This window comes from Vibrio sp. 10N.222.55.C6 (assembly GCF_041473395.1).
Taxonomy (GTDB): Bacteria; Pseudomonadota; Gammaproteobacteria; order Enterobacterales; family Vibrionaceae; genus Vibrio; species Vibrio crassostreae_C.
In genome coordinates, this window is the sequence record NZ_JBFRSD010000803.1 from 1 (window position 1) to 250 (window position 250).

A 250-nucleotide genomic window follows, 5' to 3' on the forward strand; every position below is an offset into this window, starting at 1 on the left:
GAGTTTATCGATGTTGCCCGCCGTTACAACGGCGTGATCGAAAAGCACGCTGGCGTTGACTTACCGGGTTCTGAGCCTCACATCCATATCACGAGCAGTTCGACGGGTGAGCAAGAAGTACATTTTATGATTTTCTGCCCGACCGAAAAAGCGATTCATTTAGAGCAAGACATTCGCAAAGACTTTATGGAAGCATACGCTGAAGCGTTTCCTGCCAGCACTTAATTCTGCAGTCCGCTGAGTCCTAAAC

Annotated in this window: 1 pseudogene; it reads left to right on the forward strand. The window is 48.4% G+C overall.

What is annotated here, in order from left to right:
* A pseudogene (locus AB4486_RS26270) lies at positions 1–225 on the forward strand (mechanosensitive ion channel family protein); the annotation flags it as partial.
* Positions 226–250 lie beyond the last annotated feature (25 nt).